At 58.5% G+C, this 24,999-nt stretch carries 24 protein-coding genes and 1 pseudogene; 15 read left to right on the top strand and 10 right to left on the bottom strand.

The genetic code is table 11. The annotated features are described in order from the left end of the window. The 4 genes from ACIQU2_RS23060 to dksA all read right to left on the bottom strand — a co-directional run bounded on the left by ACIQU2_RS23060 (position 1) and on the right by dksA (position 4,607). Positions 1-2,955: a sensor histidine kinase gene (locus ACIQU2_RS23060; protein ID WP_403144159.1), complete on the bottom strand. Its 2,955-nt coding sequence runs from the start codon at positions 2,953-2,955 to the stop codon at positions 1-3. After that, a complete protein-coding gene (locus tag ACIQU2_RS23055) occupies positions 2,939-3,115 on the bottom strand; it encodes a hypothetical protein (RefSeq protein ID WP_003176118.1) in 177 nt (58 codons plus the stop codon). Before ACIQU2_RS23055 ends, ACIQU2_RS23060 begins: the two co-directional genes overlap by 17 nt. Positions 3,116-3,192: 77 nt before the next feature. Then, positions 3,193-4,089: a tRNA glutamyl-Q(34) synthetase GluQRS gene (gene gluQRS / locus ACIQU2_RS23050; RefSeq protein WP_347803808.1), complete on the bottom strand. Its 897-nt coding sequence runs from the start codon at positions 4,087-4,089 to the stop codon at positions 3,193-3,195. A gap of 77 nt (positions 4,090-4,166) precedes the next feature. Then, positions 4,167-4,607, bottom strand: a complete 441-nt coding sequence (dksA, locus tag ACIQU2_RS23045) for an RNA polymerase-binding protein DksA (RefSeq protein WP_007902025.1) — start codon at positions 4,605-4,607, stop codon at positions 4,167-4,169. 332 nt (positions 4,608-4,939) lie between these two features. On the opposite strand from dksA, the gene ACIQU2_RS23040 reads away from it, so the two are divergent. After that, positions 4,940-6,112 (top strand): pyridoxal phosphate-dependent aminotransferase, encoded by a 1,173-nt coding sequence (locus ACIQU2_RS23040; RefSeq protein ID WP_403144156.1) that lies wholly within the window; start codon positions 4,940-4,942, stop codon positions 6,110-6,112. Continuing rightward, on the top strand, positions 6,112-6,825 hold the full coding sequence (gene sfsA / locus ACIQU2_RS23035; RefSeq protein WP_403144155.1) for a DNA/RNA nuclease SfsA: 714 nt from the start codon (positions 6,112-6,114) through the stop codon (positions 6,823-6,825). The genes ACIQU2_RS23040 and sfsA overlap by 1 nt, the downstream gene beginning before the upstream one ends. Here the strand turns inward: sfsA and ACIQU2_RS23030 are convergent. Continuing rightward, complete coding sequence (locus tag ACIQU2_RS23030; protein ID WP_403144153.1) at positions 6,822-7,139, bottom strand: Rieske (2Fe-2S) protein; 318 nt, start codon at positions 7,137-7,139, stop codon at positions 6,822-6,824. The two genes, sfsA and ACIQU2_RS23030, sit on opposite strands and share 4 nt — an antisense overlap. 166 nt (positions 7,140-7,305) lie before the next feature. On the opposite strand from ACIQU2_RS23030, the gene ACIQU2_RS23025 reads away from it, so the two are divergent. The 4 genes from ACIQU2_RS23025 to ACIQU2_RS23010 are packed head-to-tail and all read left to right on the top strand — an operon-like array spanning position 7,306 to position 10,858. Next, a complete protein-coding gene (locus ACIQU2_RS23025) occupies positions 7,306-8,178 on the top strand; it encodes a hemin ABC transporter substrate-binding protein (protein ID WP_403144151.1) in 873 nt (290 codons plus the stop codon). Next, positions 8,175-9,212, top strand: coding sequence for a FecCD family ABC transporter permease (locus ACIQU2_RS23020; RefSeq protein ID WP_403144150.1), 1,038 nt, complete (start codon positions 8,175-8,177; stop codon positions 9,210-9,212). The genes ACIQU2_RS23025 and ACIQU2_RS23020 overlap by 4 nt, the downstream gene beginning before the upstream one ends. Beyond that, complete coding sequence (locus ACIQU2_RS23015) at positions 9,212-9,979, top strand: heme ABC transporter ATP-binding protein (protein WP_403144149.1); 768 nt, start codon at positions 9,212-9,214, stop codon at positions 9,977-9,979. The genes ACIQU2_RS23020 and ACIQU2_RS23015 overlap by 1 nt, the downstream gene beginning before the upstream one ends. Before the next feature lie 21 nt (positions 9,980-10,000). Continuing rightward, positions 10,001-10,858: a ChaN family lipoprotein gene (locus ACIQU2_RS23010; protein ID WP_403144147.1), complete on the top strand. Its 858-nt coding sequence runs from the start codon at positions 10,001-10,003 to the stop codon at positions 10,856-10,858. Positions 10,859-11,091: 233 nt separating this feature from the next. Here ACIQU2_RS23010 and ACIQU2_RS23005 read toward each other — a convergent pair whose 3' ends face one another. From ACIQU2_RS23005 to ACIQU2_RS22990, 4 genes are all read right to left on the bottom strand, one after another. Further along, positions 11,092-11,892 carry a Crp/Fnr family transcriptional regulator gene (locus tag ACIQU2_RS23005; RefSeq protein WP_403144146.1) on the bottom strand — a complete coding sequence of 267 codons (801 nt, stop codon included), beginning with the start codon at positions 11,890-11,892 and terminating at the stop codon, positions 11,092-11,094. 15 nt (positions 11,893-11,907) lie between these two features. Beyond that, complete coding sequence (locus tag ACIQU2_RS23000; protein WP_003228231.1) at positions 11,908-12,180, bottom strand: TfoX/Sxy family protein; 273 nt, start codon at positions 12,178-12,180, stop codon at positions 11,908-11,910. A 293-nt stretch (positions 12,181-12,473) separates the two neighbouring features. Further along, complete coding sequence (locus ACIQU2_RS22995) at positions 12,474-12,818, bottom strand: pentapeptide repeat-containing protein (RefSeq protein ID WP_008015079.1); 345 nt, start codon at positions 12,816-12,818, stop codon at positions 12,474-12,476. A 91-nt stretch (positions 12,819-12,909) separates the two neighbouring features. Continuing rightward, positions 12,910-14,466 carry an AAA family ATPase gene (locus ACIQU2_RS22990; protein ID WP_403144144.1) on the bottom strand — a complete coding sequence of 519 codons (1,557 nt, stop codon included), beginning with the start codon at positions 14,464-14,466 and terminating at the stop codon, positions 12,910-12,912. A gap of 118 nt (positions 14,467-14,584) precedes the next feature. Between ACIQU2_RS22990 and mrcB the strand changes: the two genes are divergently transcribed. Genes mrcB through ACIQU2_RS22975 form a run of 3 tightly spaced genes read left to right on the top strand, consistent with a single transcriptional unit; the run spans position 14,585 to position 17,995 of the window. Beyond that, the gene (gene mrcB, locus ACIQU2_RS22985) at positions 14,585-16,909 is read left to right on the top strand and encodes a penicillin-binding protein 1B (protein WP_403144143.1); all 2,325 of its coding nucleotides are present in this window, start codon (positions 14,585-14,587) and stop codon (positions 16,907-16,909) included. Positions 16,910-16,925: 16 nt separating this feature from the next. Continuing rightward, complete coding sequence (locus ACIQU2_RS22980) at positions 16,926-17,660, top strand: tetratricopeptide repeat protein (RefSeq protein WP_403144141.1); 735 nt, start codon at positions 16,926-16,928, stop codon at positions 17,658-17,660. After that, positions 17,660-17,995 carry a YqcC family protein gene (locus ACIQU2_RS22975; protein WP_347803796.1) on the top strand — a complete coding sequence of 112 codons (336 nt, stop codon included), beginning with the start codon at positions 17,660-17,662 and terminating at the stop codon, positions 17,993-17,995. The genes ACIQU2_RS22980 and ACIQU2_RS22975 overlap by 1 nt, the downstream gene beginning before the upstream one ends. Positions 17,996-18,018: 23 nt before the next feature. Here ACIQU2_RS22975 and ACIQU2_RS22970 read toward each other — a convergent pair whose 3' ends face one another. Then, the gene (locus ACIQU2_RS22970; protein WP_403144139.1) at positions 18,019-18,441 is read right to left on the bottom strand and encodes a DUF4124 domain-containing protein; all 423 of its coding nucleotides are present in this window, start codon (positions 18,439-18,441) and stop codon (positions 18,019-18,021) included. 400 nt (positions 18,442-18,841) lie between these two features. Between ACIQU2_RS22970 and ACIQU2_RS22965 the strand changes: the two genes are divergently transcribed. The 6 genes and pseudogenes from ACIQU2_RS22965 to msrQ all read left to right on the top strand — a co-directional run bounded on the left by ACIQU2_RS22965 (position 18,842) and on the right by msrQ (position 24,824). Then, complete coding sequence (locus ACIQU2_RS22965; RefSeq protein WP_347803794.1) at positions 18,842-20,566, top strand: acetolactate synthase 3 large subunit; 1,725 nt, start codon at positions 18,842-18,844, stop codon at positions 20,564-20,566. A gap of 2 nt (positions 20,567-20,568) precedes the next feature. Then, positions 20,569-21,060, top strand: coding sequence for an acetolactate synthase small subunit (ilvN, locus tag ACIQU2_RS22960; RefSeq protein ID WP_003176102.1), 492 nt, complete (start codon positions 20,569-20,571; stop codon positions 21,058-21,060). A 48-nt stretch (positions 21,061-21,108) separates the two neighbouring features. Beyond that, positions 21,109-22,125: pseudogene (gene ilvC, locus ACIQU2_RS22955) on the top strand (ketol-acid reductoisomerase). 144 nt (positions 22,126-22,269) lie between these two features. After that, positions 22,270-23,127, top strand: coding sequence for a CDP-diacylglycerol--serine O-phosphatidyltransferase (gene pssA / locus ACIQU2_RS22950; RefSeq protein ID WP_403144138.1), 858 nt, complete (start codon positions 22,270-22,272; stop codon positions 23,125-23,127). Positions 23,128-23,190: 63 nt separating this feature from the next. Next, positions 23,191-24,204 carry a protein-methionine-sulfoxide reductase catalytic subunit MsrP gene (msrP, locus tag ACIQU2_RS22945; RefSeq protein WP_403144136.1) on the top strand — a complete coding sequence of 338 codons (1,014 nt, stop codon included), beginning with the start codon at positions 23,191-23,193 and terminating at the stop codon, positions 24,202-24,204. Beyond that, positions 24,204-24,824, top strand: a complete 621-nt coding sequence (gene msrQ, locus ACIQU2_RS22940) for a protein-methionine-sulfoxide reductase heme-binding subunit MsrQ (RefSeq protein WP_403144133.1) — start codon at positions 24,204-24,206, stop codon at positions 24,822-24,824. Before msrP ends, msrQ begins: the two co-directional genes overlap by 1 nt. Positions 24,825-24,999 lie beyond the last annotated feature (175 nt).

Here is a 24,999-nt window from a genome sequence, read left to right as displayed (position 1 = left end):
TCAGTTCACAGCGGACGTCGCTTCGACATGACGCGGCAAGGTCACCCGGAGACGGGTGCCGCGTTGGCTTTGAACATCAGCCGGGCTGTCGATGGTGATTTGTCCATAATGCTCTTCAACGATGGAATAGACCAGTGCAAGGCCCAGACCGGTGCCTTCGCCAGGATCCTTGGTGGTGAAGAAAGGTTCGAACAATCTATCCATGATGTTCTTCGGAATACCGCTGCCTTCGTCTTCCACGATCAAGTCGACCGTGTGTTCGCCGGCTTCGCTTTTGACCCGCACCGCACTTCCGGGAGGCGAGGCGTCGCGGGCGTTTGAGAGCAGGTTGATCAGTACTTGTGCAAGCCGCTGCGGGTCGCCTTCGACCCAGTGGTCGGGATCGCACAGGTTGTAGAACTGCACTTCGAAATTGCGTCGGTTCAGGGCCAGCAAACCGATGGCATCCTGGGCCACTTCCGCCAGACAGACGGGCTCGTCGCTGTGCTGATGACTGCCGGCGTGGGCGAAGCTCATCAGCGACTGAACGATGCGCGACACGCGTTTGGTCTGCTCCAGGATCTGCCCGCTGATTTCCTTCAATTCGCTGTCTTCTTCGCGTTCTTCGCGCAGGTTCTGCGCCAGACAGGCAATGCCGGTGATCGGGTTGCCGATTTCATGGGCCACGCCGGCGGCCAGTCGACCGATGCTGGCCAAGCGCTCGGAGTGCACCAGTTTGTCTTCGAGCATCTGGGTTTCGGTCAGGTCTTCCACCAGCAGTACCAAGCCACTGTTACCCGGTGCGAGCGGTTCGTCGATCGCCGCTTTGTGCAAGTTAAGCCAGCGGGTCTGGCCGTCGAGGGCCAGGTGCTGTTTGTGTAAATGCTCGTCCGGCAGATTGATGAAGCCTTGCAGCAGCTCTTTCCACGGATCGGCAATGGTGCTCAGCCGCGATCCGACCACCCGCTGCGCGGCAATCCCGGTCAGCTCCTCCATGGCTTTGTTCCACATGAGGATTTCCTGATCCTTGGCCAACGAGCAGACGCCCATTGGCAATTCCTGCAAGGTCTGGCGGTGATAGCGGCGCAGGGCATCGAGTTCGGCGGCAAGCCCGGTCAGGCGCGAGTGGTAATCCTCGAGGCGACTTTCGATGAAGTGGATGTCTTCGGTGACGTAGTTTTCGCCGCCGGCCTTATAAGGCAGGAATGTTTCGACCATGTCCTGAGCCACGCTCGGCCCCATCAGGCCGGAGAGGTTGGCTTCGATACGGTCGCGCAAGCGGCGCAAGGCGTAAGGCCGGCGCTCATCGAAAGGCAGGTAGAGATCGCGCAGGGCCTGTTCGACTTCTTTCTGCGCCGCTTTCGCACCCAATGGTTTTGCAAGCTGTGTGGCGAACTCCTGAGGTGAGGCGGCGTGCAGTTCGCGGCGTTGCGGCCGGCGCACGTTGTCCACGGCACAGGCTTCGGCGGCGCTGGCCTCTTCGCTGCTGGCGTTGGTGAACAGCGAAATCAGGGTAAACATCAGCACGTTGGCAGCCAGCGAGGCGATCGCTGCCATGTGCCAACTGGTGTCGTCCAGCACGTAGATCATGTTCAGCAGCGGTATGTAGAAGCCTTGCAGATTGCCGACCAGCGGCAGCAGCATGGTCACCAGCCACACCAGAATCCCCGCGAGCAAACCGGCGATGAAACCACGGCGGTTGGCGGTCGGCCAGTACAGTACCGACAGCACGCCCGGCAGGAACTGCAGGGTGGCGACAAAGGCGACGATGCCCAGATTCGCCAGATCCTGTTCCGCGCCCAGCAGAAGGTAGAAACCATAACCAGCCATGATGATCGCGACGATCAGCCCCCGGCGGGTCCATTTCAGCCAGCGGTAGATATTGCCTTCGGCTGGCGGCTGATAGAGCGGCAGTACCAAATGGTTCAGCGCCATCCCGGACAGGGCCAGGGTGGTGACAATGATCAAACCGCTGGCCGCCGACAATCCGCCGATATAGGCCAATAGCGCCAAAGCCTTGCTGTTGGCCGCGATACCAATGCCCAGCGTGAAATATTCCGGGTTGGTGGTGGCGCCCAGTTTCAGTCCGGCCCAGAGAATCAGCGGTACCGCCAAGCTCATCAACAGCAGGAACAGCGGCAAGCCCCAGCTCGCACTGACCAGCGAGCGCGGGTTGAGGTTTTCGGTAAACGTCATGTGGTACATGTGCGGCATCACAATCGCCGAAGCGAAGAACACCAGCAGCAGCGTGCGCCATGGGCCTTCCTGCAATGGCGTGTGCAAAGCGGCGAGCGCGGTCTGGTTTTGCAGCAGCCACAGTTCCAGCTGTTGCGGGCCGTCGAACACGCCATACAGCGCATAGAGACCAACGCCGCCGATGGCGATCAGCTTGATCACCGACTCGAAAGCAATCGCGAACACCAGGCCTTCGTGTTTCTCGCGGGTGGCAATGTGGCGGGAACCGAAGAAAATCGTGAACAGCGTAATCAGTGCGCAGAAGCTCAGGGCTACGCGATGTTGTACCGGCTCGCGGGTGAGGATGCCGATGGAGTCGGCCACCGCCTGAATCTGCAACGCCAGCAACGGCAGCACGCCGATCAGCATGAAGATCGTGGTCAGTGCGCCGGCCCAGGTGCTGCGGAAGCGGAAGGCGAACAGATCGGCCAGCGACGACAGCTGATACGTGCGGGTGATTTTCAGGATCGGATACAAAAGCACCGGTGCCAGCAGAAACGCGCCGGAGACGCCCAGATAGCTGGACAAAAATCCGTAGCCGTATTGATAGGCCAGGCCCACCGTGCCGTAAAACGCCCACGCACTGGCATACACGCCCAGCGACAGGGTGTACGTCAGCGGGTGGCGAATGATTGCCCGGGGGATCATGCCCCGTTCGCTGACCCAGGCTACGCCGAACAGCACCGCCAGGTAGGCGGCGCTGATCAGGATCATCTGGGTCAGGCTAAAGCTCATCGGCATCTTTTTGGCTCTGCAGGATGAAGGTCACGACGATCAGAATCAGCCAGAGCAGATAAGGGCGATACCAGGCGCCAGTGGCGTCGATCCACCAATCCATGATGGCCGGGGAGAACAGATAAATCCCCACTACCAGGAGCAGGACCAAGCGATAGATGTACATCCCGGCCTCTCTTTTTTATGCGCGTGCCCGAAAACGTGCGGCGATGGTAACGGATGGGCGCGCCACTGCAAGTGTGATCACTGTAGTTGTGCTTCGGGCAGGTTGAGTGTGCGCGGGATCAACACTGCATCCCAGTGGGCGATGCCCCAGTTCAGCACTTCCCGTGGTGTGGCGTAAGCCAGTTCGGCACCGGGATTCTGCCCCAATGCGCGCAACGCACGCAGCAACAAAGGGGTCGCCTGATCTTCGGTCAACGGCGGCGAACGATAGGACTTGCCGAGCTTGTTGCCATCGGGCTGGGTGATTAGCGGGATATGCAGATAGCGCGGTTGCGGCAGGCCAAGCAGTTCTTGCAAGTAGAGCTGGCGCGGTGTGGAGTCGAGCAGATCGGCGCCGCGGACGATATCGGTAATGCCTTGCCAGGCGTCGTCCAGCACCACCGCCAGTTGATAGGCGTAGAGCCCGTCGCGGCGACGAATCACGAAATCGCCGACTTCCCGGCCCAGGTGTTGGCGGTATTCGCCTTGCACCCGGTCGATGAAGTGATATTCCAGCTCGGGGACACGCAGGCGAATCGCAGCATCTTTAGTGTCATGACCGGCGTTGCGGCACAACCCTGGATAAATCCCGTGGTAGGGCGCAAGTGTTTTGCGTGAACAGGTGCACGCGTAGGCCAGACCGTGATTGAACAGGCGATTGAGGACTTCGGCGTAGGCATCATGCCGGTCACTCTGTCGGACCATTTCGCCATCCCACTCGAAACCGTAGCTTTCCAGCGCCTTGAGAATGGCCGCTTGAGCGCCGGGCTCTTCCCGTGGTGGATCGAGATCCTCCATACGCATCAGCCAGCGGCCACCCACCGAGCGCGCGTCGAGGTACGAGGCCAGCGCTGCGACCAGCGAACCGAAATGCAGATGTCCACTGGGTGTGGGGGCGAAGCGCCCGATGTAGGTGGGGGAGGCGATGGCGGTCATGGCGGCTATTTAAAGTCAAAATGCTTCAGAAACAAAAACGGAGCGTTCGCACGCTCCGTTTTTCGTTCAAGTCGAGATTACTTGCCGACTTGCTTTTCCTTGATTTCCGCCAGGGTCTTGCAGTCAACGCACATATCGGCGGTAGGGCGGGCTTCCAGTCGCTTGACGCCGATTTCGACGCCGCAGGACTCGCACCAGCCATATTCTTCGTCTTCGATCAGTTGCAGCGTCTTGTCGATCTTTTTGATCAACTTGCGCTCGCGGTCGCGGGCACGCAGCTCGAGGCTGAATTCTTCTTCCTGGCTGGCACGGTCTGCCGGGTCCGGGAAGTTGGCCGCTTCGTCTTTCATGTGATCAACCGTACGGTCGACTTCCTGCATCAAGTCCTGTTTCCACTTATTCAGGATCTTGGTGAAGTGAGCGCGCATGGGCTTGCCCATGTATTCCTCGCCCTTTACTTCTTTGTAGGGTTCGAAGCCGCTGATCGACTGGTTTTGCTGCTTTGCTTGGGTGGGCATGAAATGGACCGCCTCTACTCTTGTAATCCATTGCGCAGGATTGCTCCATCACCGACACCTGCCGGCCCTGCGGCTGCAAGCGGGCGAACTTACCAGATCAAATCGGACCGCGCTACTCCCGGATGTCGAGGTAGTGGCCCGCTGTGCTTGCAAATGATTGCAAAGCCTTGTCTGGTGGCGCTGGAGACCTGATCAATTATTGATTTTAGTCAAACCTGGGACACACGCTTGAGTCGTTTGAGATCCGCGTTATAACGGTCTGACCGCTTTAGGTTCTCGCTCGTTCCTGCGCTTGGGTAGAATTGGTTTTTTTCCCCGTTGAAGGAAGGCTAATGGCTCAGTCCTACAGTGCCCGCAGTCGCGCGATCGAACCTTTTCATGTCATGGCGCTGCTGGCGCGGGCCAATGAACTGCAAGCCGCTGGTCACGACGTGATCCACCTGGAAATCGGCGAACCCGACTTCACCACCGCCGAGCCGATCATTCAGGCCGGCCAGGCCGCATTGACGGCGGGGAAGACCCGTTACACCGCCGCGCGTGGCATTCCCGAGTTGCGTGAGGCCATTTCCGGCTTTTATCAGCAACGTTACGGTTTGAACATCGATCCGCAGCGAATCCTCATCACGCCTGGCGGTTCCGGGGCGCTGCTGCTGGCCAGCGCCTTGTTGGTGGATCCGGGCAAGCACTGGCTGCTGGCGGACCCGGGATACCCGTGCAACCGGCACTTTTTGCGGCTGGTGGAAGGCGCAGCGCAACTGGTGCCGGTCGGTCCAGACGTGCGCTATCAACTGACGCCGGACCTGATTGCACGCCATTGGGATCACGACAGCGTCGGTGCGTTGGTGGCATCGCCAGCGAACCCGACCGGGACGATCCTGACCCGCGATGAGCTGACGGGCCTGTCGGCTGCGATCAAGGAGCGTCACGGTCATCTGGTGGTGGATGAGATCTATCACGGTCTGACCTACGGCACTGATGCGGCCAGCGTGCTGGAAGTCGATGACAGTGCCTTTGTACTGAATAGTTTTTCCAAGTATTTCGGCATGACAGGATGGCGACTGGGTTGGCTGGTGGCGCCGGAAGCGGCGGTCGGTGAGCTGGAAAAACTCGCCCAGAACCTCTACATCAGCGCCCCGAGTATGGCTCAGCACGCCGCTCTGGCCTGCTTCGAACCGGCCACGATCAGCATTCTGGAAGAACGTCGCACCGAATTCGGCCGTCGTCGGGATTTCCTGCTGCCAGCCCTGCGAGAGTTGGGCTTTGGTATCGCCGTTGAACCTGAAGGCGCTTTCTACTTGTATGCCGATATCAGCAAGTTCGGCGGTGATGCCTTCGCGTTCTGCCGACATTTCCTCGAAACCGAACACGTGGCGATTACTCCGGGTCTGGACTTCGGTCGTTATCAGGCCGGCCATCATGTGCGGTTTGCCTACACCCAAAGTCTTCCGCGCCTACAAGAAGCGGTCGAGCGGATTGCGCGCGGCTTGAAGAGCTGGCAAGGCTGATGCGTTTTCATCCGCCACTCGAAGAAGGCCGTTTGATTCGTCGTTACAAGCGTTTTCTCGCCGATATCGAAACCGTTAGCGGCGAGTTGCTGACCATTCACTGCCCGAACACCGGTTCGATGCTCAATTGCCAAGTTGAGGGCGGGCAGGTCTGGTTCAGCCGTTCCAATGACCCCAAGCGCAAGTTGCCCGGTACCTGGGAAATCGGCGAAACCCCGCAGGGACGCTTTTTTTGTGTGAACACCGGGCGGGCCAACGGTTTGATCGAGGAGGCACTGCGAGCCGGCGTCATCACCGAATTGAACGGCTTTACCGGACTGAAGCGTGAAGTGGCCTACGGTCAGGAGAGCAGTCGCATCGATTTTCGCCTCGATTACCCAAGCGGGCCGACTTATGTGGAAGTCAAAAGCGTCACTTTGGGCTTCGATGGTTCTTCGGTGGCGGCGTTTCCCGATGCGGTGACCCAGCGCGGGGCCAAGCATCTGCGCGAATTGGCCCATTTGGCCCGGGACGGAATTCGTGCGGTGCAGTTGTATTGCGTCAATCTCACCGGCATCGACGCCGTGCGTCCTGCAGAAGAAATCGATTCGGCCTACGCCGCAGCCTTGCGTGAGGCGGTGTCGTGCGGGGTCGAGGTGCTGGCCTATGGCGTGCACTTAACCCACGAAGAAATGGTGGTCGATCGGCGTCTGGACGTGTTGCTGAACGGCTAAAGACTGACCCAGATCCCTTGCTCGTCTTCGTGGCAGGCGATGGTGGTCAGGGACTGACCGGCGCAAGGACCGGCCACGCATTCGCCGTCTTCGATCAGAAACAGTGCGCCGTGGGTCGCGCACTGGATCAGGCTGTTGCTGGGGTCGAGAAACTGGTCGGGCTTCCATTCCAGTCCGACGCCACGGTGCGGGCAGCGATTGATGTAGACGTAAATCTGGCCGCCACGGCGCACGGCAAAGAGCTTTTGGCCGTCGATGTCGAAACCGCGGCTGCTGGCATCGGCCAGCTCAACGCCTGCGCAAAGAAACTTCATGTCTATCCTCAAGTCCTGCGGCTCGTGACCGGATATGTCCGAGCTTGACGTTCAAATGCAAACAATTATCAAATGGCCGCCTTGCCCTTCGGTTACGGATGCCAGGCGCCAAGGATACGTGGCCTGTCATCTCGATGCCCGGGAAAACCCTTAAAGGAAGCTGTTTATGCGCCTGAGTACCCGCGTTGCTGCGCTCTGTGTCGGACTCCTCGTCAGCCACAACGCCGCAGCGGCCGAGTTGCCACAACGTTGGGTCAGTGCCGGGGGAGCTTTATCGGAGTGGATCAGCGCGCTGGGCGGTGAATCGAAACTGGTCGGTGTCGACACCACCAGTCAGCACCCTGAATCCCTCAAGGCATTGCCCAGCATCGGGTATCAGCGGCAGTTGTCGGCGGAGGGCATCTTGAGCTTACGCCCGCAGATATTGGTCGGCACCGAGGAAATGGGACCGCCACCGGTACTTTCGCAGGTTCGCAGTGCAGGCGTGCAGGTCGAACTGTTCTCGGCCCAGCCGGATCTGCCGACCTTGCAGGGTAATTTGCAGCATTTGGGCAAGTTGCTCGGCGCTGAAGATCAGGCCTCACAGGTGTTTCAGACTTATCAACAGCAACTCGATCAGCAAAAGATCCGGGTCATTCGGGCGCAGTTGAAGGAAAAATCGCCGGGCGTGCTGTTGTTGCTTGGTCACGCGGGCGGCAAACCGCTCATCGCCGGCAAGGACACCGCCGCCGATTGGTTGCTGCAACAGGCCGGTGGGCACAATCTGGCCACGCATACCGGCTACAAACCCTTTTCTGTCGAATCCCTGGTCAGCCTGGATCCCGAGGTGCTGGTATTTGCCGATCGGGCACTGACCGGCGATGCGGCACGTGCGGCGTTGTTCAAGGAGAACCCGATCCTGTCCTCGACCCGCGCGGCCAAGGACGGGCGAGTCATGGAGCTTGATCCGACGTTGTTGGTGGGGGGCTTGGGGCCGCGGCTACCCGATGCGTTGAAAAAGCTGTCTGACGCTTTCTACCCCGGTTCGACCGGCCAATGACCATCCTGGTTAAACCCCGCGCTTTATTCGTTGGTCTGATCCTGCTGTGTGTCTTGGCCATCTGGCTGTCGTTGGCGCTTGGGCCGGTGAGCTTGCCGTTGTTCGACACCTTGCGTGCAGCCCTGCGGCTGGTGGGTGTACCGATCGCGCCCGACGGACTGGAACAGGCCGAGCTGATCCTCGGGCAGATTCGCTTGCCGCGAACCTTGTTGGGTTTGGCTGTGGGAGGGGTGTTGGCATTGTCCGGTGTGGCGATTCAGGGGTTGTTTCGTAATCCTCTGGCCGATCCGGGGCTGGTCGGCGTCTCCAGCGGTGCGGCATTGGGCGCGGCGATTGCGATTGTCGGTGGCTCGGTATTCGGCGGCCTGCCTGAATCCTTCGGGCCGTATCTGTTATCGCTGTGCGCGTTTCTCGGCGGGCTCGGCGTGACGGCAGTGGTGTATCGACTGGGCCGGCGTAACGGGCAGACCAATGTCGCGACCATGCTGCTGGCCGGTATTGCGTTGACTGCGCTGGCCGGCTCTGCCGTGGGGCTGTTCACCTATCTGGCGGATGACGCGACGCTGCGCACCCTGACGTTCTGGAACCTGGGCAGCCTCAATGGCGCCAGCTATTCGCGACTTTGGCCGTTGCTACTGATCAGTGCCGGCGTGGCGTTGTGGTTGCCGCGCCGGGCCAAGGCCTTGAATGCATTGTTGCTGGGTGAGTCGGAGGCTGGTCACCTGGGCATCGACGTCGAAGGGCTCAAGCGCGAATTGGTGTTTTGCACGGCGTTGGGTGTCGGTGCTGCGGTGGCCGCAGCGGGGATGATTGGGTTTGTTGGTCTGGTGGTGCCGCATCTGGTGCGATTGCTGGCCGGTCCGGATCATCGGGTGCTGTTGCCTGCGTCAGTATTGGCGGGTGCCAGTCTTTTGTTATTTGCCGATCTGGTGGCGCGACTGGCCCTGGCGCCGGCTGAATTGCCGATCGGGATCGTCACTGCTTTTATCGGTGCGCCGTTCTTTCTGTACTTATTGCTCAGAGGGCGTGCCTGATGTTGCGAACGCAAAATCTGCAAATCCGTAGGGGCCGAAAGATTGTCCTGACGGACATTACGCTTGAGCTCAAACCGGGCGAAGTCCTCGGTGTGCTGGGACCTAACGGCGCCGGTAAAAGCACCTTGCTCGGCGCCTTGTGCGGCGAGTTGCAGGCTCATCATGGCAGCGTCTGGCTCGACGAGCGCGAGTTGAGCGATTGGGCGGGGACGGCGCGAGCGCAGCGTTTGGCGGTATTGCCGCAGGTGTCGACCCTGGACTTCGCCTTTCGTGTCGAAGAGGTGGTCGGCATGGGCCGCTTACCCCATCAAAGCGGTCGGGTCCGCGATGATGAGATCGTCGCCGCCGCATTACACGCAGCCGATGCCGGGCATTTGAGTGGCCGCAGCTATCTGGCCTTGTCCGGTGGCGAACGTCAGCGGGTGCATCTGGCGCGGGTTCTGGCGCAGCTCTGGCCGGGCGAAGCGGGGCAAACGTTGTTGCTCGATGAGCCAACGTCGATGCTCGACCCGCTTCATCAGCACACCACGTTGCAAGCCGTGCGCGAGTTCGCCAATCGTGGCGCAGCGGTGCTGGTGATCCTGCATGATCTGAACCTGGCAGCGCGCTATTGTGATTGCCTGTTACTGCTCGAAGGCGGGCGCCCTGTGGCGCTCGATACACCGGAGCAGGTGTTGCGCCCGGAACCACTCAAGGCTGTGTTCGGGTTGGAAGTGCTGGTGCAGCAGCACCCGGAGCGTGGGCATCCGCTGATCATCGCCCGCTGAGTTTTTTATGGAGTAAAAAACATGCGTGGGATTTTGATGCTGGTCTTGCTGATGCTGATGCTGAGTGCCTGTCAGCATGTTTCGACTCCGCCACCGGTTGTCGGCGAGATTCGGGACTTGCGCAGCGGTCAGGCCATCACGGCAGAGGAACTGGTTGCGCGGTTGGAGACGTCTTCACGGCTGATCGTGGGTGAGCAACATGACAATCGCGATCACCATGAACTGCAGCTTTGGTTATTGCAGTCGCTGAGTGAGCGGCGACCTCAAGGCAGTCTGCTGCTGGAAATGCTCACGCCGGATCAACAGCTGCGCGTCGATGACGTTCGTCACGCCTCGACACCACCGGTGGATTTACCCGGTGCATTAGCCTGGCAGTCTGGTTGGGACTGGAATCTGTACGGGCCGATCGTTCGTTTCGCCCTGACCCAGCCATATCCGCTGCTGGCAGCCAATCTGGACACGCTTGAAGTCCGTGCCGTTTACGCCAATCCTCCGACATTGAGCGGTTCGCGTTCCAACGCAGCTTCAGTCAAGGACGAGTTGCTGAAGCAAGTCAGCGACTCCCACTGTGGTCTGCTGCCCGAATCGCAGATGCCGGCGATGCTGGCGGTCCAGCAACAACGTGACCGACGGATGGCCGAACGCCTGCTGGCGGCACCCACTCCTTCACTGCTGTTTGCCGGCGCTTACCATGCGCGCAAGGATGTCAGCGTGCCCATTCATGTGCTTGATCTGGGAGAGCTTCAGGCGCCTGCAGTGTTGATGCTGGCGGAGCAGGGTAGTGAGGTCACACCGGCCATGGCGGATTACGTCTGGTACACGCCTGCCAAGCCACCGCAGGATTACTGCGTACAAATGCGTAAGCAATTTGGCAAGTGATCGAACGACTTTTCTCCAGGCAAAAAAAGACCCGGCAAGAGCCGGGTCAAATAACCGTGATTAGCCTGATGAGGAGATATCTGAGAGTCCGAACCAAGGGCTTTTCAAATATCGACCAGTCTCGCGACCAGTTGTGATAATCATAGCGATTCTCATTACCAAGTCAACCGCTGATTTCTCAGTAATTTGAAATACGCTGCCCATTCGCTGGAAACGCCCGTAATCATTGGGTTTCAGCCTGTGCGGTTGAGCGAGCTCATCAGAATGATCTGCTTGTTCAGCAGGTCGATATGTCGGGCCATGCTCGCAATCAGGCTATGGGCGATCTTCGGATTACTTTGGGTCAGGCTGAGAAACTGGTCCTTGGGGATCAGCATGACAGTGCTGGGTTCGCTGGTGATCACGCTGGCGTTACGCTTCTCGCCGGTAAACACCGCCATGGCGCCAAAAATCTCGTCCTTGGGTATATCGCCGACTTTATGCCCGTCGACAAAGGCTTCGGCGTGGCCATCAATGATGACGAACACCTGATCCGGTTCATCGCCCTGACGGATCAACACTTCGCCACTGGCCACGCGCTGAAAGCCATTGGTGTTTCGAAACTCCGGTTGTTTCAGGCGGGCGACGGCGTCGGACAGCAGGGCGGACTGACCGGCCATGTATTGAAGGAACAGCTCCGAACGCTCCGGGTCGGCATAGATATGCTGAAAAACCTCGGATCGCAGATAAGGCGTCAGAGCCAAGGGGCTATCGCTGCGAAAGCGGCAGCGCGGCAGCTCTGTGCCCTGGCGCAAGCCGATCAGATCTCCCTCGTGCAGATAGAACAATGCCCGCTCGTCGATGCATCCATGCAGCAGGCCATTTTCCAGCACAAAGAGTTGATTGCCGGGTAACAGGACGGCCAGATCATCGACGGCTGAAAATTCCAGGCTCGGTCCGCAGGGCATCAAACCTTCCAGCAGCCGGACGGGAATATGTTGCAGTCGGTTGATCAGCGCGTCGGCGTAAGCCGGTTGTTCCCCAAGTAGGTACATGGCTGCTGCGTCCGTTCAGTTCTTGTGACGTGACGAGATAGCTTCCAGCTGTTTGTTCAAGGCGTCCTTGCGCTCGGCGGGAATGTCATTCCAGTGCACATCCATCAGGGCGCCTTCGATGGCATACAACAACACTTTGGACGCCCGAAACCCGCGCGTGCGCACGGCCCGATAAGCATCCACCGCCCCCAGGCGACGCAAGTCCGAGGCGCTGTGGATGCCCACGGCATGCAGCCACTGCGCCGACGTCTTGCCAAGATTCTTCAGGTGCTGCAGTTCATCATTCATCAAGCCTCCTTGCGACGGCCGAACGGTGCGTGGGCGAGCTTCTCAGGAGTGTAGCCATCAGTAGGAAAAGCGTGATTGTTTGGTCGGTTTCGACGCAAAAGCTTCTAAGAGGCAAGGTCCTGAAGCGTTCGAAGGGGCTGAGAATGCAGTAGCGGAGGGTGGTGCAATCTCTGTGGGAGCGAGCCTGCTCGCGAAAGCGGTGTGACATTCAACCCTTATGTCGACTGATACACCGTTTTCGCGAGCAGGCTCGCTCCCACAAGGTGTGTTGTGTCTGGGAAGTGAAACGGATGTTAGCGGGTGCGATAACGCAGTCGTGTACCGAAATTCATCGACATCAGGATCTCGTCAGCACTCAGCTCTGGCGGGAAGTAGGCGCCGGAGATCTGTGCGTGAGCAAGGCTCGCGCCTTCAAGGGAGGCGTTACGAAAGTCGATGCCGCGCAAGTCGGCGGAGCGGAAGTAGGCATCGGTAAAGTCGACGCCGTCGGCGTTCAGTTCACGCAGGTCCAGACCCCGGAAATCGCCACCGACCATGTCGATAGGTCCGTCTTTGGGGCGCTCGTTGTTGAAACCTGTGATGTCGTCTTTGTGCAGCAAAGCATAAAGCGGGGTGTCGAGAAGTTTCGGCTGGCTCATGTCACATCACCTGTTGGTTTTATGACGCCAGTATAGTGCCACTATTTGGCAGCCGTGAAGCCGGCGAAGGCTTCACGGCTGAAATAGTTTCTTACAGGCCCGGCAGGCGCTGGCGAACCTGTGCAACGACTGTGTCGAGGGTTCCGCTTTCATTGGTCTGAACGCGTTTGCTGCAAAGAATCTCTTCAGGCGTCAGGGCCTCACGAGTGGCTTGCTGGGCTTCGATAACAGCCAGGTTGGCGTCGGACGGGTCCTTTTTGTCTGCCTGGCGCAGGGCCAGCCAGCTCTCGATCACCGCTTGCGGCGCATTGCAATCGAGGATCAGGAATGGCGCGCCGGTGGCTTCGGCGATTTTCGCTGCGCCGTCACGCTGGTCGCGCTTGAGGTACGTCGCATCGACTACCACCGGGAAACCAGCACGCAGGATCACTGCGGCAATTTCATGCAGGTGGGTGTAAGTGGCGGCACTGGCGTCGGCGCTATAGATGCCGGCCTGAGGGTCGTTTGGCACGGTTTGCTCGCCGAACAGACGTTTGCGCTCTACATCGGAACGCAGGCGAATGGCGCCCAATGCTTCCACCAGGCGCATGGCCACGTGGCTCTTGCCGACGGCAGAAACACCGTGGGTGATGGCCATGAAGCGCGAAGGAATAGTGCTGTAGCTTTCCGCCAGGTTGGCGTAATTGCGGTACTGACGCAGGGTGGTGGCTCGCTGCACCGGGTCGGCCTCGGCCGGCATGCTGAACAGGCTGACCTTGGCGCGAACCAGTGCGCGGTAGGCTTTATAGAAGTTCAGCAACTCGAGACCCTGGTAATCGCCGGTCAATTCCAGGTATTGGCTGATGAAGCGGCGCGCCAGGCTCTTCAGGCCACGGTCTTCCAGGTCCATCGCCAGGAAACCGGTGTCGGCGTAAACGTCGGTGAAGCGGAACGGTTCGTTGAACTCGATGCAGTCGAAGATCACGACCTTGCCGTCGATCACGGTGGCGTTGCCCAGGTGGATGTCGCCGTGGCATTCGCGGATGAAACCTTCGGCCTTGCGCTGGGCGAACAGTGGCTTGAGGCGTTCGAAGCTGCTTTCGGCCCAGGCTTGCAGCGCATCCAGTTGCAGCAGATCGGCCTTGTCGCTGAGGAACGGGCGGATCTGTTCGAAGTTCTGGCGTACCGGTGCCATCACGCTATCCGGCGTGCCGGCTTCGTGTTCGGCAGGCACTTTGGGTGCGCTGAGGTGGAATTGGGCGATCTGCGCGGCCATCTCGTCGATGTGCAAAGGGGTCAATTCGCCGTTGGCTTGCAGCGTGCTGAGCAGTTGGCTCTGTGGGAATTGACGCATTTTCAGTGCGTAATCGACGACCGGGCCCTCGCCGCCCAGTTGTGGGGCTTCGGCGCTGCCGGTGATTGGCAATACTTCGAGGTACAAATCGTTGGTCAGGCGCTGGTTAAGACGCAGCTCTTCCCCGCAAAAATGCTTGCGAGCGTCGAGGTTGGTGAAATCCAGGAAGCCGAAATTCACTGGCTTCTTCACTTTATAAGCAAAGGGGCCAGTGAGGATTACCCAGGAAATATGGGTTTCGATGACCTGGAACCCGTCTACGGGATGCGGGTAGAGGGCCGGGTTTTGCAGGGCAGCGATCAGGGACTGGCTCACAGGCGATCCTTCAGAGTCTGGGGAAAATTCACGGCCGTCATTATGGCCGCAAGTCCGTCTGACGCAAACCTCGGAGGGCTCCTGTTGAGTATGAATAAAGTGCGTATAATCCGCCGCCATGACTCGTACTCGATCCCCCCGCACCCCCAAAAAACCACCTTCCAAGGGCCTGCGCCCCTGGCTGGGCTGGGCCCTTAAACTCAGTCTGGTCGGCCTTGTGGTGCTGGCCGGGTTCGCGGTTTACCTCGACGCGATCGTCCAGGAGAAGTTCTCCGGCAAGCGCTGGACCATCCCGGCCAAGGTGTATGCGCGCCCGCTGGAGCTGTTCGTCGGACAAAAGCTCAGCAAGGACGATTTTCTGACCGAACTCGATGCCTTGGGCTATCGACGCGAAAGCGCGGCCAACGGCCCCGGCGCCGCCTCGGTCAATGGCAATACCGTCGATCTGAATACTCGTGGCTTTCAGTTCTATGAAGGCATGGAGCAAGCGCAGCCGGTACGGGTGCGTTTCTCTGGCGACTACGTGGCCGAACTTTCGGCGACCAACGGTTCGAAGCTTTCGGTCGTGCGCCTTGAGCCACTGCTGATCGGTGGCCTGTATCCGAAAAACCTTGAAGACCGGATCCTGATCAAGATCGATCAGGTGCCGCCGTACTTGCTCGAGACTCTGGTGGCTGTTGAAGACCGCGACTTCTATCATCACTTTGGCGTTTCACCGAAGTCGATCGCTCGGGCGATCTGGGTCAACGGTTCGTCCGGTCGAATGCGCCAGGGCGGTAGTACTCTGACTCAACAGTTGGTCAAAAACTTCTACCTGACCAATGAACGCAGCCTGAGCCGCAAGCTCACCGAAGCGATGATGGCGCTGCTGCTTGAGCTGCATTACGACAAACCCGAAATCCTTGAGGCTTACCTCAATGAAGTGTTTGTCGGTCAGGACGGTCAGCGCGCGGTGCACGGTTTTGGTCTGGCCAGTCAGTTCTTCTTCAGCCAGCCGTTGGCCGAACTGAAGCTGCATCAAGTGGCGTTGCTGGTGGGCATGGTCAAAGGGCCGTCTTCCTACAACCCACGTCGTTATCCGGAACGTGCTCTTGAGCGGCGCAATCTGGTACTCGACGTGTTGCAGGAGCAAGGCGTCGCCACTGCCGAACAAGTCGAAGCCGCGAAGAAGATGCCGTTGGGCGTGACCAAGCGCGGCAGCCTGGCGGACAGCTCGTTCCCGGGTTTTCTCGACCTGGTTAAACGTCAGCTGCGCGAAGACTATCGCGACGAAGACTTGACCGAAGAAGGCCTGCGGATCTTTACCAGTTTCGACCCGATCCTGCAGATGAAAGCCGAAGCGTCGGTCAACGACACCTTCAAACGATTGGCCGGGCGCAAGGGCTCTGATGAGGTTGAAGCGGCCATGGTCGTGACCAACCCGGAAACCGGTGAAGTGCAGGCCATGATTGGCAGTCGTCAGGCAGGTTTTGCCGGCTTCAACCGTGCGCTGGATGCTGTACGACCAATCGGCTCCTTGATCAAACCGGCGGTTTATCTGACAGCCCTGGAGAAACCGAGCCAGTACACCTTGACCAGTTGGCTGTCGGACGACTACTTCTCTGTCAAAGGCGCGGACGGTCAAGTCTGGAAACCGCAGAACTACGACCGCCGATCCCATGGCACCGTATTTCTGTATCAGGGCCTGGCGCATTCCTACAACCTGTCGACCGCGCGTCTCGGGTTGGCGGTGGGCGTACCGAATGTCCTGAAGACCCTGGCGCGTCTCGGTGTGAGTCGCGAATTCCCAGCGTTCCCGTCGATGTTGCTGGGCGCTGGCGGTCTGACCCCGATCGAAGTGGCGGCCATGTACCAGACGTTGGCCAACGGTGGTTTCAATACGCCGATGCGCGGGATCCGTAGCGTATTGACCGCTGAAGGTGAACCGCTCAAGCGTTATCCGTTCCAGATTCAGCAGCGCTTCGATCCGGCCTCCATTTACCTGATCCAGAGCGCCATGCAGCGGGTAATGCGTGAAGGTACCGGTAGTTCGGTTTACAACGTGTTGCCGAAAACCCTGACCCTGGCCGGCAAGACCGGCACCAGTAACGATTCACGGGATAGCTGGTTTGCCGGTTTCAGTCAGGACCTGCTGGCAGTGGTCTGGCTGGGTCGCGATGACAACGGCAAGACACCGTTCACCGGTGCCACCGGTGCGCTGCAGGTCTGGACCAGTTTCATGCGCAAGGCCGATCCGTTGCCGCTGGACATGCCGCAGCCAGACAACATTGTTCAGGCCTGGGTCGATTCGCGTACCGGGCAAGGCTCTGATGCCAACTGCCCAGGTGCCGTGCAGATGCCGTATATTCGCGGCAGCGAACCGCCTCCCGGTGCCGCTTGCGGTGGCGAAAGCCCTGTTAACGGCGAAACGGTGATGGATTGGGTCAAGGGCTGGATGAATTAAGCAAAGAGGGTTTCAAGTGAACAAGTGGTTGATTCCAGCGGTTACCGCCGTGGCTTTGCTCAGCGGTTGCTCCTCCGTACAGCGCGGTTCGATTCCGGTTGTGGATTCCGGTAGCGCCGTTTCGAACAGTGAACGGGTTTCGGCGAATGGCGGTTTCCGTCAGACGACGACTAAACGTCCTGCGCAAGCCCAGACTCAGGCGATTCCACAAGGTGATACCGGCGTCGTCGTAATGGTGCCAGGTGGTGGCGCAGTGACGTCGGCACCGATCAGCACTGCGCCGATCACGCCAGGCCCGATTACCCCGGGGCCGATCGATACCGCGCCGGTCCAGTCGGCACCGGTCAATCAGGGCAGCTACAGCATGCCGTCGACGCCGAGCGGGATTCCTTCGGCGAGCTCCGGTGGCTTGTCTGCCGACGAGCAATTGGACGGTCCGGTTCTGGCCTTGCTGACTACCGCTCAGCAGCAACAGGCGAGCGGTGATCTCAACGGTGCTTCCTCCAGCCTTGAGCGCGCCCAGCGTGTTGCGCCGCGTGAGCCGCAAGTGCTTTATCGTCTGGCTCAGGTGCGCATGGCTCAAGGCGATGCGCCACAAGCCGAACAGTTTGCTCGTCGTGGCCTGACCTTCGCCAATGGTCGTCCGGCGCTTCAGGCCAGCCTGTGGCAATTGATCGCTCAGGCGCGTGAGAAACAGGGTGATTCCGCTGGCGCAGCATTGGCCCGTCAGAAGGCCAAGGTTTCGCTGTGATGGATGCACGCTTTCCGAAAATTGCCGAGCAGTTGCTGTTGATCGAGCGTGAGCTGCGGGTTCAGGGTTGGTGGGACGAAGTCTCGCCATCCGCTGAAGCGCTTTCCAGCGTCGAACCATTCTCGGTCGATATGCTGGATTTCGAGCAGTGGCTGCAATGGATCTTCCTTCCGCGGATGAAGGTGATCCTCGAGCAGGATCTGCCCTTGCCAAACGCTTCGGGAATTCAGGAAATGGCCGAAATGGTCTTCGCCGCCCGTAATGTTCAGGGCAAGGACCGGCAATTGCAGGTGCTGCTAAAAGAGTTTGATCTACTGATCACCGCCTCTCGCTAACGCCGATCCGTTGTAGGAGCTGTTTATTGGCAGTTATCCGCAACCTGTTTCTGTGCTTCGGTGATGCGGTCCTGACGTTGTTGGTCGGTCAGGCGGCGCATCTCACCTTCGACATCCTCCCGTATTCGCGGATTGTTCTGCAGTTGAGCCAGATTCGTCCGCGCCTGTTCGCAGAATGCCTTTAGCTGGGCTTGCTGCTCGGCGACCTGCTTTTTCACTTTACTGTCGATGGCCTGTTGATCGCCAATGGCGCTGCTGCGTGGCGGCGGGGGCTGGTTGCTGGCGGGCAGCGAGGGCGTGACCACGGTGGTGGCTTCCTGGCCTTGGGGCGGCTGGGCGTCGAAGTGGGTAACGCCCTGGGCGTCGACCCATTTGTAGATCTGAGCGGCCATGCACAAAGGGCTGATGCCAATCAGCAGGCTGACGGTCAGGAAAAACGTTCGCATGCCATTTCCTTGTATTGGGTTGCGCAATTGAAGCTAACACAGTTGCTGTTTAGCGGTTTTTTCTTGCTTTCTCATGTGCTTAGTTCAATAAAGCACATAGACGACTTGACTTGGAGAGGACGAAACAGAAGAATCCAAAGTCCGCTGTAGAGGGACTGCCAGAAGCAGGCCCGCTCAGCAGATCATGAGGCGCACATCCGCGCCGACCTGTTACACCCGCAACGCGTTACCTCGCGCTGGGTGGGAAAGGCCCGCAACACTTGGGACGATCCCAATACTTGCTCAGTCAGTGCTGACGTAGTCGGCGACCACCGTCGCTCATGCTCTGCTGAGAAGTAAACCTATTAAGACCCGTCCCCTTTTATGTGGGCGGTATTCTGGCGTTTTAGAGGTGAACAACGTGGAGCTTTTATCTGGCGGTGAGATGCTCGTCCGCTTTTTGCGTGACGAAGGCGTCAAATATATCTACGGGTACCCGGGTGGTGCTCTTCTTCATGTCTACGATGCCCTGTTCAAAGAACCGGAAGTGACCCACATTCTGGTTCGTCACGAACAGGCTGCGACCCATATGGCTGACGGCTATGCCCGTGCCACCGGTAAAGCCGGTGTGGTACTGGTGACCTCGGGCCCGGGCGCAACCAACGCCATAACCGGTATTGCCACGGCCTACATGGACTCCATTCCGATGGTGATCATTTCCGGCCAGGTGCCTAGCAACATGGTAGGCACTGACGCGTTCCAGGAAACCGACATGATCGGTATCTCCCGGCCGATCGTGAAGCACAGCTTCATGATCAAGCACGCGTCGGAAATCCCGGAAGTCATGAAGAAAGCGTTCTACCTGGCGCAATCCGGTCGTCCTGGTCCGGTCGTTGTCGATATCCCGAAAGACATGACCAACCCGGCCGAGAAGTTCGAATACATCTTCCCGAAAAAAGCCAAGCTGCGTTCCTACAGCCCGGCCGTTCGCGGTCACTCCGGGCAAATCCGCAAGGCGGCAGAAATGCTCCTGGCGGCCAAGCGTCCGGTGATGTACGCCGGCGGCGGCGTGATTCTCGGTGGCGGCTCCGCGCCGCTGACCGAGCTGGCGAAGATGCTTAACCTGCCAGTGACCAATACCCTGATGGGGCTGGGTGCCTACCCAGGCACCGACCGTCAGTTCATCGGCATGCTCGGCATGCACGGCAGCTACACCGCTAACCTGGCGATGCACCATGCCGACGTGATCCTTGCAGTCGGCGCTCGTTTCGACGACCGCGTGATCAACGGCCCGGCCAAGTTCTGCCCGAATGCCAAGATCATTCACATCGACATCGACCCGGCTTCGATCTCCAAGACCATCAAGGCAGACGTTCCTATCGTCGGTCCGGTGGAGAGTGTCCTGACCGAGATGGTCGCGATCCTCAAGGAAATCGGCGAGACCCCGAACAAGGAGTCCGTTGCCAGTTGGTGGAAGCAAGTTGATGAGTGGCGCGGTGATCGCGGCCTGTTCCCTTACGACAAGGGCGACGGCAGCATCATCAAGCCGCAGACCGTGATCGAAACCCTGTGCGAAGTGACCAAGGGCGATGCCTTTGTGACCTCCGACGTGGGCCAGCACCAGATGTTCGCGGCGCAGTACTACACGTTCAACAAGCCGAACCGCTGGATCAACTCCGGTGGCCTGGGCACCATGGGCTTCGGTTTTCCGGCGGCCATGGGCATCAAGCTGAGCTTCCCGGATGACGACGTCGTCTGCGTGACGGGCGAGGGCAGCATCCAGATGAACATTCAGGAACTGTCGACCTGCCTGCAATACGGTTTGCCGGTAAAAATCGTCATCCTGAATAACGGCGTGCTGGGTATGGTTCGCCAGTGGCAGGACATGAGTTACGGCAGCCGTCACTCGCACTCCTACATGGAATCGTTGCCTGATTTCGTCAAGCTGGCAGAGGCCTATGGTCACGTCGGTGTGCGCATCACCGACTCGAAAGATTTGAAGTCGAAGATGGAGGAAGCGTTCGCCATGAAAGATCGCCTGGTGGTGATCGACATTTCGGTCGACACCAGCGAGCACGTCTACCCGATGCAGATCAAAGACGGCTCCATGCGCGATATGTGGCTGAGCAAGACGGAGCGTACATAATCATGCGGCACATTATTTCCTTGCTTCTGGAAAACGAACCGGGCGCTCTGTCTCGTGTAGTCGGCCTGTTCTCGCAGCGCAACTACAACATCGAAAGCCTGACCGTGGCACCTACCGAAGACCCGACCCTGTCGCGTCTGACGCTGACCACGGTTGGCCACGATGAAGTTATCGAGCAGATCACCAAGAACCTGAACAAGTTGATCGAAGTGGTCAAACTGGTCGACCTGTCGGAGAGTGCTCACATCGAGCGCGAACTAATGCTGGTCAAGGTCAAGGCCACCGGTGCCCAGCGCGCCGAGATCAAACGCACTACCGATATTTATCGTGGGCAGATCGTTGACGTCAGCGCTAGCGTGTATACCGTTCAATTGACCGGTACCAGCGATAAGCTCGACAGCTTCATTCAGTCCATTGGTACCGCCTCGATTCTGGAAACCGTCCGCAGCGGCGTAACCGGCATTGCCCGCGGCGACAAAGTACTCAGCATCTAAACCAAATTAGCGAATGGCCTGAACGGCCTGGATACATAGGGGAATTTCATGAAAGTTTATTACGAAAAAGACTGCGACCTGTCCATCATCCAGGGCAAGAAAGTTGCCATCATCGGTTACGGTTCCCAGGGTCACGCTCAAGCGTGCAACCTGAAAGACTCCGGCGTTGACGTTACTGTTGGTCTGCGTAAAGGTTCGGCGACTGTTGCCAAAGCCGAAGCTCACGGCCTGAAAGTGACCGACGTTGCTTCCGCTGTTGCGGCTGCCGACCTGGTCATGATCCTGACCCCGGACGAGTTCCAGTCCGCTCTGTACAAGAACGAAATCGAGCCGAACATCAAGAAGGGCGCCACCCTGGCCTTCTCCCACGGTTTCGCGATCCACTACAACCAGGTTGTTCCGCGCGCCGACCTCGACGTGATCATGATCGCGCCGAAAGCTCCGGGCCACACCGTGCGTTCCGAGTTCGTCAAAGGCGGCGGTATTCCTGACCTGATCGCTATCTATCAGGATGCTTCCGGCAACGCCAAAAACGTTGCGCTGTCCTACGCTGCTGGCGTTGGTGGCGGTCGTACCGGCATCATCGAAACCACCTTCAAGGATGAGACTGAAACCGACCTGTTCGGCGAGCAAGCCGTTCTGTGCGGCGGCACCGTTGAACTGGTTAAAGCCGGTTTCGAAACCCTGGTTGAAGCTGGCTACGCGCCGGAAATGGCCTACTTCGAATGCCTGCACGAACTGAAGCTGATCGTTGACCTCATGTACGAAGGCGGTATAGCCAACATGAACTAATCGATCTCCAACAACGCTGAATACGGCGAGTACGTGACCGGTCCGGAAGTGATCAACGCCGAATCCCGTCAGGCCATGCGCAACGCCCTGAAACGTATTCAGGACGGCGAATACGCCAAGATGTTCATCAGCGAAGGCGCTACCGGCTATCCTTCGATGACCGCCAAGCGTCGTAACAACGCCGCTCACGGTATCGAAATCATCGGCGAGCAACTGCGCTCCATGATGCCGTGGATCGGTGCCAACAAGATCGTCGACAAAGCTAAAAACTAAGTCGCGCACTTGTACGAAAAACGCGGCCTAGGCCGCGTTTTTTCGTTTGGGGGGCTGGTTCTGGTATAAAGCTGCATCGTTTGCGGCCGAACCGTCGTCCCAGACACCTGTCAAAACTTTCCACCCCGTTGCAAGGTAATGTCCATGAGCGAACGTCCCGAAGAGCCAAACAAGGCTTCTGACGCCGAAAGCCTGCTGCCCATCGATGAACACATCGAGGAAGGGCATGACGCTGAAGGTCGTAAAGTCCGGCATCGTGGTATCTATCTTCTGCCGAATCTGTTTACCACTGCGAATCTGTTTGCAGGTTTTTATTCCATCATCAACTCGATGAGCGCCCAGAGCGCCCTGAGTGCCGGTGATTCGATTGGTGCGAGCAAGTATTTTGCTTTTGCAGCGATCGCGATTTTTGTTGCAATGGTGCTCGACGGCCTCGATGGTCGCGTTGCCCGTATGACTAATACCCAGAGCGCCTTCGGTGCCGAGTACGACTCGCTGTCCGACATGGTCGCCTTTGGTGTTGCGCCGGCATTGTTGGCATTCGGTTGGGCCTTGGGCGACATGGGTAAGGTCGGCTGGATGGTTGCCTTCATTTATGTAGCCGGTGCTGCGTTACGTCTGGCGCGTTTCAATACCCAGGTCGGCACTGCGGACAAGCGCTACTTCATTGGTCTGGCCAGTCCGGCTGCTGCTGGTGTGGTTGCAGGCATTGTCTGGGCGTTTAGTGATTACGGCATTCAGGGCTCGAAGATGTCCTTCCTGGTTGCGCTGATGGTCGCTGCCGCCGGCATGCTGATGGTCAGTAACATCAAGTACAACAGCTTCAAAGAGTTGGACTTGAAAGGGCGCGTTCCTTTTGTCGCGATCCTCGCAGTGGTATTGGTATTCGCCGTTGTGTTCAGTGATCCGCCGCGCATCCTGCTGCTGGTTTTCCTTGCCTATGCGGCTTCCGGGCCGGTGCAGTACCTGCTGCGCCTTCGTCGGCACAAAAAAGCCGAGTGATGTAATTTCCCTCATACTCCGCAGTCTATTGGTACATCTGTCCTCCAATGCTGCGGAGTTGCCATGCTGATCAAAGTCTCCAAAGCGTCTGACTGCCATGAGTCGGACGTCACGCCTGAATCCTTCTATCTATCTCGTCGCAATGTTCTTGGCGCCGCCGTTGCCGGTCTGGCCGTGAGCAGCCTGCCGCGTTGGGCCTCTGCCGACGATGCTGCGCGTTATGCTGATGTCGAGCCTGGCAAGGCGCCTTCCTGGTTTGCCGAAAAACTTCCTTCTACGCAGTGGGGCGCGGTCAACGTCAAGGATGAGGCAATCACGCCATTCAAGGACGCGACCCATTACAACAACTTCTATGAGTTCGGCACCGATAAAGGTGATCCTGCCGCCAACGCCGGCGCGCTGAAAACCGAACCTTGGAGTGTGGTGGTGGACGGGGAGGTGGGCAAGCCGGGACGGTACGCACTGGAAGACTTCATGAAGCCTTATCAGTTGGAGGAGCGTATTTACCGTCTTCGCTGTGTAGAGGCTTGGTCGATGGTCATTCCATGGATCGGATTTCCCATCTCGGCCTTGCTCAAGGAAGTTGAGCCGACGTCCAATGCCAAATTCATTCGCTTCGAAACCCTGGAAGATCCCAAGAGCATGCCCGGGCAACGTTCCGGTTTTGGCTTGATCGATTGGCCATATGTGGAAGGGCTGCGTCTGGATGAGGCGATGAATCCGTTGGCGATTCTTGCCGTGGGCATGTACGGGCGGGAGTTGCCTAATCAGAACGGCGCGCCTCTGCGTTTGGTGGTGCCGTGGAAATACGGCTTCAAGAGCATCAAATCCATCGTGCGGATCAGTTTGGTGAGTGAGCAGCCGAAAACCACCTGGCAGAGCATTGCCTCGGATGAGTATGGTTTTTATGCGAACGTAAATCCTGCGGTCGACCATCCGCGTTGGACTCAGGCGCGTGAGCGGCGTTTGCCGAGCGGGCTGTTCAAGCCCAATGTGCGGGACACGCAGATGTTCAATGGCTACTCGGATGAAGTCGCCTCTCTATATACAGGGCTCGATTTGCGGAAGAACTACTGATGCGATTTCCGTTTTGGCGAATTGGCGTCTTTATAGCTGCTGCGGTCTGGCCGCTGCTTTGGTTGTATCAGGCCTGGGAGGATGTGCTGGGGCCTGATCCGGGCAAGGTGCTGGTGGATCGATTGGGGCTGGGGGCGCTTGTCCTGCTGCTCATTACGTTAAGCATGACACCTGTGCAGAAGCTTACCGGTTGGGCGGGGTGGGTTGCTGTCCGGCGGCAACTGGGGTTGTGGTGCTTCGCTTATGTGGTTTTGCATTTGAGTGGGTATACGGCGTTCATCCTCGGCTTTGATTGGTCGCAGTTGGGTGTCGAGTTGCGCAAACGGCCGTACATTATTGTCGGGACGCTTGGGTTTCTGTGTTTATTGGCCTTGGCGGTGACCTCAAATCGCTATAGTCAGCGGCGTTTGGGTTCTAGCTGGAAGAAATTACATCGTCTTGCCTATGTGGTTCTCGGGCTTGGATTGCTGCATATGTTGTGGATCGTGCGCGCTGATCTTAAGGAGTGGGCGGTTTACGCCTCTATAGGTGCATTGCTATTAGTGTTGCGACTACCCCCTGTAACCCGCCGAATCCCACGATTAATAGCCAAAAAGACACCTTCTGCACGAAAAGCGTAATTAAGGGTTGACGGCAGATTCTGGAAGTCTATAATTCGCCCCACTTCCGGCGCAGTCGAAACGGAAAACTCCTTGGTAACCAATGAGTTACGCAGTTTTCGGCAGCGAGTTGCTTCAGGTCATCGAAGCCCAGAAGGAGTTGAAAGAGTGGTGTTGTTTGGCTCTTTTAACGATT

The organism is Pseudomonas sp. NPDC098740 (genome assembly GCF_044760065.1).
GTDB classification, from domain to species: domain Bacteria; phylum Pseudomonadota; class Gammaproteobacteria; order Pseudomonadales; family Pseudomonadaceae; genus Aquipseudomonas; species Aquipseudomonas rossensis.
Note: the sequence above shows the minus strand (reverse complement) of the source record. Positions and strands in the feature narration are given on the sequence as shown.